The organism is Tepidimonas fonticaldi, assembly GCF_007556755.1.
Classification (GTDB): Bacteria; Pseudomonadota; Gammaproteobacteria; order Burkholderiales; family Burkholderiaceae_C; genus Tepidimonas; species Tepidimonas fonticaldi.
Genome location: NZ_VJOO01000055.1, coordinates 1 through 6873 on the forward strand (window position 1 = coordinate 1; position 6873 = coordinate 6873).

The 6873-nt window shown below is 68.5% G+C and carries 5 protein-coding genes; 3 read left to right on the top strand and 2 right to left on the bottom strand.

Translation table 11 applies throughout. The annotated features are described in order from the left end of the window. Positions 1-90: 90 nt before the first annotated feature. Both Tfont_RS14005 and Tfont_RS14010 read left to right on the top strand, forming a co-directional pair. Complete coding sequence (locus tag Tfont_RS14005) at positions 91-867, top strand: gamma-glutamyl-gamma-aminobutyrate hydrolase family protein (RefSeq protein WP_068610602.1); 777 nt, start codon at positions 91-93, stop codon at positions 865-867. Positions 868-890: 23 nt separating this feature from the next. Next, positions 891-1889, top strand: coding sequence for a cation diffusion facilitator family transporter (locus Tfont_RS14010; RefSeq protein ID WP_143969900.1), 999 nt, complete (start codon positions 891-893; stop codon positions 1887-1889). A 100-nt stretch (positions 1890-1989) separates the two neighbouring features. Here Tfont_RS14010 and galE read toward each other — a convergent pair whose 3' ends face one another. After that, positions 1990-3054 carry a UDP-glucose 4-epimerase GalE gene (gene galE / locus Tfont_RS14015; RefSeq protein WP_143969901.1) on the bottom strand — a complete coding sequence of 355 codons (1065 nt, stop codon included), beginning with the start codon at positions 3052-3054 and terminating at the stop codon, positions 1990-1992. 268 nt (positions 3055-3322) lie between these two features. Between galE and metH the strand changes: the two genes are divergently transcribed. Next, positions 3323-6049, top strand: a complete 2727-nt coding sequence (gene metH / locus Tfont_RS14020) for a methionine synthase (RefSeq protein ID WP_143969903.1) — start codon at positions 3323-3325, stop codon at positions 6047-6049. A 9-nt stretch (positions 6050-6058) separates the two neighbouring features. Here metH and Tfont_RS14025 read toward each other — a convergent pair whose 3' ends face one another. Continuing rightward, entirely contained in the window at positions 6059-6718 is a 660-nt protein-coding gene (locus Tfont_RS14025) for a TetR family transcriptional regulator (protein ID WP_143969902.1), read from the bottom strand. Positions 6719-6873: the final 155 nt, after the last annotated feature.

Sequence of the window (6873 nt, forward strand, 5' to 3'; positions counted from 1 at the left end):
GGCATGGGGCGGCGAGGTGGCCGGGTCCGGGGGGCGGCGCTATGATGGGTCCACTGTAGCGCGAATGGGTCGCGCACATCGCGGTATCCCATGTTCGGTCGTCGTCGCCCTGTGCACATCGGGCTGTCCGCCCGCATCCATCACCCCGAGGCCGGGGCGGCCGGTCTGCGCACCAAGACCCTGCAGGTGCTGGAGCAGTCCGTGGCGCAATGGGCGGCCTCGCGCGACACGTTGGTGCTGATGATCCCCTCGGTGCTGCAAGACGGCGCGTTGCAGCGCAGCAGCATCCGGGTGCGCGACTACGCCGATTACCTGGATGGCCTGATCCTGCAAGGCGGTGCCGACGTCAGTCCGCGCGCCTATGGCGAAGAGCCGCTCAAGCCCGAGTGGGCCGGCGACCCGGTGCGCGACGCCTACGAGCTGGAGCTGGTGCACGAATTCCTCGAGGCGGGCAAGCCCATCCTGGGCATCTGCCGCGGCATGCAGTTGATCAACGTGGCCTTTGGCGGCAGTCTGCTGCAGGACATACCGACCCTCGTGCCCGGTGCCATCGCCCACGAAACCCCGCACTACGACCGCCACCGCCACCCGGTGACGCTGGCCCCCGGCGGGCGACTGGAGCAATGGAACGGCCGGCTGCCCGGCCGCCAGGTCGCCTCCATCCACCACCAGGCCGTCAAGCGGCTGGGGCGTGACCTGGTGGTGGAGGCCACGGCGCCGGATGGGGTCATCGAGGCCCTGCGCTACCAGGGACGGGGCTTTGTCTTTGGGGTGCAGTGGCACCCGGAATTCCATGTCCCGGGGGATGACGAGCAACTCGATCCCACCCCCATGTTGGACGCCTTTCTGGAGGCGGCGCGGCGCTGAACCGCGCGCCCCCGCATCGCAGCATGCACCACGACGCGCATACCCACGACCACGACGATCCCCGCGGCCACCACGATCACGGGCACCCGCACGGCCACGGGCATGCCCACGTCCACGCGCCGGCCCACTACGGGCGGGCCTTCGCGCTCGGGGTCGGGCTCAACCTCGCATTCGTCGGTATCGAGGCCTTTTATGGCTGGGCGGTCGGATCGCTGGCGCTGCTGGCCGACGCCGGGCACAACCTCAGCGACGTGGGGGGGTTGCTGCTCGCCTGGGCGGCCTACGCCGCCGCGCGCCTGCGGCCGGATGACCGGCACACCTACGGCTGGCGGCGCGGATCGATTTTGGCCGGTTTCGTCAATGCCGTCGTGCTCCTGGCGGCGATGGCCTGGCTGGTGTGGGAGGCCGGTGCCCGGCTGGTGGCACCAGGGCTGGCCCCGCCGCCGGGCGTCGTCATGGGTGTGGCGGCGGCGGGGGTCGTCGTCAACGGGGTGACTGCTTGGCTGTTCGTCGCCGGCAGCCGCCACGACCTCAATCTGCGCGGCGCCTTTTTGCACATGGCGGCCGATGCGCTGATTTCACTCGGCGTGGTGGTGGCGGGCGCCCTCACTTGGTGGCGCGGCTGGGGGTGGATCGACCCCGCGGTCAGCCTCGTCATCGTCGGCGTGATCGTCGCCGGCACCGCCCCGCTGGCGTGGCAAACGCTGCATCTGCTGTTCGACGGCGTGCCGGCCGGGGTGGACCTGCGTGCCGTGCGGCGCGCCTTGCTCGCGCTGCCGGGTGTCACCTCGGTGCACGACCTGCATGTCTGGGCCGTGGGCACCGGCGGCGCCCCCGATGTGGCCTTGACGGCCCATCTGGTGGTGGGGGCCGATGTCCCCCATCCGGACGCCGTGCTGGCCCAGGCCGTCGTCGCGCTGCGCGCCCTGGGCATCGGGCACACCACTCTGCAGGTAGAGTCGGTCGCCTGTGGGGCAGGTTGCGGGTACGCGGTGGATTCGGCCGCGGCGGTGCGTCTCTAGCGCGCCCCCAACCTTCGTTGCGCAGCCGCTCGCTGGGCCCGGTTCTGTTCCAGTCGCACGTCGTACGGTTTGGGCACCGCACCAGTGTTGAGCGGGCACATCAAGCCAGATCGGCCGGCCGCGACTCGACGTCAACGCTCGATGACACGTGCGCGGGCTTGCCGTGGTCCGTGATGCTGGCGAAGGCCCACGCACTCGCACACATGTCGTGCAAGGTGTGCACGGCCTGCCAGCCCAGCACCTGCTGCGCCTTGGCGGGGTCTGCCCAGCATTCGGCCACGTCGCCCGGGCGGCGCGGGGCGATGCGGTAGGGCACGGGGCGGCCGCTCGCTTGCTCGAAGGCGCGCACCATCTGCAGCACGCTGGTGCCTTGGCCAGTGCCCAGGTTGAAGGTGTCGCAGGGTTGGTCGGTGCGGGCCAAATGGTCCAACGCGGCCCGATGACCTTCGGCCAGGTCCATGACGTGCAGATAGTCGCGCACCCCGGTGCCGTCCGGCGTGGGGTAGTCGTCGCCCCAGATGTTGAGGTGCGGCAGTTGCCCGACCGCCACACGGGCGATGTAGGGCATGAGGTTGTTGGGGGTGCCGTGGGGGTCTTCGCCAATCAGGGCACTCTCGTGCGCGCCGACCGGGTTGAAGTAGCGCAGGATGGCGATGCGCCAGGCGGGGTCGCTGGCGGCCAGGTCGCGCAGCATCTCTTCGATGTGCAGCTTGGTGCGGCCGTAGGGGTTGGTGGCGCCGGTGGGGTGGGTTTCGTCCAGCGGCAGGCGCTGGGGTTGGCCGTAGACGGTGGCGCTGCTGGAAAACACCAAGCGTTTGACGCCTTGCTCGGCCATGGCGCGCAGCAGGCTGACGGTGCCCGCGACGTTGTTGTTGTAGTACGCCAGCGGTTGGGCGACCGATTCGCCCACGGCCTTGAGGCCGGCAAAGTGGATGACGGCGCCGATGGCGTAGTGGCTCAGAATGTGGCGCACGCGTGCGGTGTCCAGCACGTCGCCCACTTCCACCGCCGGGCGCAGGCCGATGATGCGGCCGATGCGGTCGGCCACATCGGCGCGGCTGTTGGAGAGGTTGTCCAGCAACACGACCCGGTGGCCGGCCTGGGCCAGCACCACGGCGGTGTGGCTGCCGATGTAGCCCAGGCCGCCGGTGAGCAGGATGTTCATGGTGAGAATCAAATCGTCGTTGGGAATCTGAGGCGAGCCGACGTGAGCCGCCGGCCGTGGAACCCCTGGATATTCCCAGCAGGCTACCACATGGGGCGGCGGCTATTGACGGGTTTTCGACCACGCCGATAACCACCCATGTCTCGTGCGCGGTGTTTGTATCCACCGCCCTAAAATCCCCACCTTCGCCCTTTGACGCCTGCCCGAGCATCCCCCTGCCGTGAACCCCACCGACGCGCCCTTTGTCCCCGCCCGCCGCATCCCGCCCATGCTGTTGTCGGGGCTGGAGCCCTTGGTCATCGGGGAGGGGAGTCTGTTCGTCAACATCGGCGAGCGCACCAACGTCACCGGCTCCAAGGCGTTTGCGCGCATGATCCTGGAGGGGCGCTTCGAGGACGCGCTGGCCGTGGCGCGCCAGCAGGTGGAAAACGGCGCGCAGATCATCGACGTCAACATGGACGAGGCCATGCTGGACAGCAAGGCCGCGATGGTGCGTTTTCTCAACCTGATCGCCAGCGAGCCCGACATCGCGCGTGTGCCCATCATGATCGACTCCTCCAAATGGGAGGTGATCGAGGCGGGCCTGAAGTGCATCCAGGGCAAGGGCATCGTCAACTCCATCAGCCTGAAGGAAGGGGAGGCGGAGTTCAAGCGCCAGGCCCGGCTGATTCGCCGCTACGGTGCGGCCACGGTGGTGATGGCCTTCGACGAGCAGGGTCAGGCCGACACCTTTGCCCGCAAGATCGAGATCTGCGCGCGGGCCTACCGCATCCTGGTCGATGAGGTGGACTTCCCGCCCGAGGACATCATCTTCGACCCCAACATCTTTGCCATTGCGACCGGCATCGAGGAGCACGACAACTACGCGGTGGACTTCATCGAGGCGACGCGCTGGATCAAGCAGCATCTGCCCGGGGCCAAGGTCTCGGGCGGGGTGAGCAATGTGTCGTTCAGCTTCCGCGGCAACGAGCCAGTGCGCGAGGCCATCCACACCGTGTTTCTGTACCACGCCATCCGCGCGGGCATGGACATGGGCATCGTCAACGCGGGCATGATCGGCGTGTACGACGACCTGGATCCCGAGCTGCGCGAGCGGGTGGAGGATGTGGTGTTGAATCGCCGGCCGGTCTATCGCGAGGGCGAGGACCCGCACCAGACCCCGACCGAGCGGCTGTTGGCGATTGCGGAGCGGGTCAAGGGCGCGGCCAAGGACGACAGCGCCCGGCTGGCGTGGCGCGCGCTGCCGGTGGAGGAGCGCCTGTCGCATGCGCTGGTGCACGGCATCACCGACTTCATCGTCGAGGACACCGAGGCGATGTGGCAGCAGATCCGTGCCCGGGGCGGGCGGCCGCTGCATGTGATCGAAGGCCCGCTGATGGCGGGTATGAATGTGGTGGGCGACCTGTTTGGTGCGGGCAAGATGTTCCTGCCCCAGGTGGTGAAGAGCGCGCGGGTGATGAAGCAGGCCGTGGCGCACCTGGTACCCTACATCGAGGAAGAGAAGCGCCAGCTCCAGGCCGCCGGTGGCGACGTGCAGAGCAAGGGCCGCATCGTGATCGCCACCGTCAAGGGCGATGTGCACGACATCGGCAAGAACATCGTCACCGTCGTGTTGCAATGCAACAATTTCGACGTGGTCAACATGGGGGTGATGGTGCCGTGCCACGACATCCTGGCCAAGGCCAAGGAAGTCAACGCCGACATCGTGGGCCTGTCGGGCCTGATCACGCCCAGCCTGGAGGAGATGCAGTTCGTCGCCGCCGAGATGGAGAAGGACCCGTGGTTCCGCGAACGCGGGGTGCCGCTGCTGATCGGCGGGGCGACGACCAGCCGGGTGCACACGGCCGTCAAGATCGCGCCCAACTACAGCGGACCGGTGGTGTATGTGCCCGACGCGTCGCGCAGCGTGGGGGTGGCGCAGGCCCTGCTGGGCGAGCAGCGCGACGCCTATGTGGCCGAGGTGCGCGCCGATTGCGAGCGGGTGCGTGCTCTGCATGCGGCCAAAAAGCCCGTGGTGCTGTGGCCGCTGGCCAAGGCGCGCGCCAACCGCACGCCGGTGGCGTGGGACCAGTGGCGCCCGGTGCGCCCGGGGTTCTTGGGCCGGCGGGTGTTCCGGCAGTACGACCTGGGCGAGATCGCGCGTTACATCGATTGGGGCCCGTTCTTTCAGACTTGGGACTTGGCCGGACCGTATCCGGCGATACTGGACGACGAGGTGGTGGGCGAGCAGGCGCGCAAGGTGTTTGCCGACGCGCAGGCGATGCTCAAGCGCATCGTGGAAGGCCGCTGGCTGACCGCGAATGCCGTGGTCGGCTTTTGGCCGGCGAGCGGCGAGGGCGATGACATCGTGCTCTACGCCGACGAGGCGCGCACCGAACCCGTGCTCACCTGGTATGGCCTGCGCCAGCAGACGGAAAAGCAGGTAGTCGATGGGGTGCAGCGCCCCAGCCGCTGTTTGGCCGACTTCGTTGCGCCGCTGGCCAGCGGGGTGGCGGACTATGTCGGGGCGTTTGCCGTGACAGCGGGCATCGGCGCCGAGGCGCACGAGGCCCGCTTTGCCGCCGAGCACGACGACTATTCCGCCATCATGCTCAAGGCGCTGGCCGACCGCCTGGCCGAGGCGCTGGCCGAGCGCCTGCACGAACGGGTGCGCACCGAACTGTGGGGCTATGCCCCGCACGAGCGCCTGAGCAACGAGGAACTGATCGCCGAGAAGTACCAGGGCATCCGCCCCGCGCCGGGCTATCCGGCCTGCCCCGACCACACGGTCAAGCGCGACCTGTTTGCGCTGTTGCGCTGCGACGAAATCGGCATGGGCCTGACCGACAGCCTGGCCATGACGCCGGCGGCCAGCGTCAGCGGCTTTTATCTGGCGCACCCGGACAGCACCTATTTCAACGTCGGCAAGATTGGCCGCGATCAGCTGGAGGACATGGCCCAGCGCCGCGGCTGGCCGGTGGACGAGCTGGCGCGCTGGCTGGCGCCCAATTTGTAAACGCGCTGCTCAGGCCGCCTGCGGGCGGGGCGGGTCCGTGGTATCGCCCGCCGGGCAGGCGCGGCTGCGCACATGGGCGTCGATCAGGGCGGGGATGGTGTCGGGGGCCTGCAACGCGGGTTGACCGAGCAACCGCAGGCGGATCAGACCGGCCAAAAAGCACTGGGTTTCCAGCGCCGCCAGCTGCGGCGGCAAATCCGGGCGCAGGCGGCCTTCGCGACGCGCGGCGGTGTAGGTGCGCTCCAGCTTGGCGAACAACTCCTCGTTGTGCCGGACCCAGTCGTCCAGATCGCGCGCGCGCTCGCCCACGAACTCGCATTTGAACTCGAGCACCTGCATGATCATGTGCAGATGGGGGTCGGCGTCGATGGAGCCGACGACCTGCAGCAAAAAGTTGCGCACGCGGCTGAGGGCGTCGGCACGGGTGTCCTGCAGCAGCGTGTAGTCCAGCCGGTCGATGAAGGGGATGGCCACCTCGTCGCACATGGCCTGCAGCAACTCGCCCTTGTTGGCGAAGTGCCAGTAAATGGCCCCCCGCGTGATGCCGGCCGCCTGCGCAATGTGCTCCAGCGAGGTTTGGCCGACGCCCCGGTCGTGAAACACCTGCCGCGCGGCGGCCAGGATCTGGGCGCGGGTCTGTTCGGCTTCCTCTTTGGTGCGGCGGGCCATGGGGATGAACGAGGCTTAAAACATACATAGTCGTCCCTGAAAAATTCATTTTCACGCCGCCCTTAGCCGCAGCTGGGCAGGGTTGGCGCCACTGGACTCGGTTGGCCGCCGCTGGGCGAGCCACCGGCCGATGAGGCGCACGGCCGCAATGAGGC